Origin of the sequence: Actinoallomurus acaciae (assembly GCF_042429965.1) — a bacterium.
Lineage (GTDB): Bacteria > Actinomycetota > Actinomycetes > Streptosporangiales > Streptosporangiaceae > Actinoallomurus > Actinoallomurus acaciae.
On the sequence record NZ_JBHLZP010001274.1, the window covers coordinates 1 to 598 of the forward strand.

Sequence of the window (598 nt, forward strand, 5' to 3'; positions counted from 1 at the left end):
AAAATGGCCAAATTCGCAATCCTAGCAGCTGTGCTCGGGGCCGTCGTCATCGCCCAAGCTTTCCCGGCCAGTGACAGCGATATATTTGCGGCTGCTTCAAAAGGAAATTGGGATGAGGTTCACAAATTGATCAAGGATCAATTCAACGATAAATCTATCTGGGAGCCTAACTTCGGCTCTGGCAGCGTCCGCAGTCTGCAAAGCCCACCTGGGGGCCACGTTTTCGGTCAGTCCGAGTACACCTTCAAGACCTCGTCCAACGTGAACGGCAAGACGAGCGAGAACAGTGGCGGACACAGGGTCATCAACAACGACGGCAAAGTCGAGGAGTTCGACTTCCAACCTTAACTTGAGGACCAGTAGACGCATTTTCGATCATCTTTAGTTCGCTGCAATAGCATGAGTGCACTTAGCTTACATACTTACTGGGCACATTCGTTTTCAAATTCCAATAGTAGAAATAGTTCTAAATTAATATCAATAAGGTTTATCTATATAAAGAAATTAATATTGTACTGCTCAAACAAAGATGGCTATTGCTGTGTTTAACTAAAAGATACATTATAATATACCTAATATCTTCATCATCAGGTAATAC

1 protein-coding gene is annotated in these 598 nt (G+C 43.8%); it reads left to right on the top strand.

From position 1 onward, the window contains the following. On the top strand, positions 1-348 hold a 348-nt coding region (locus ACFFNX_RS52050), incomplete at its 5' end, for a hypothetical protein (protein ID WP_378213901.1). Between the last annotated feature and the right edge of the window lie 250 nt (positions 349-598).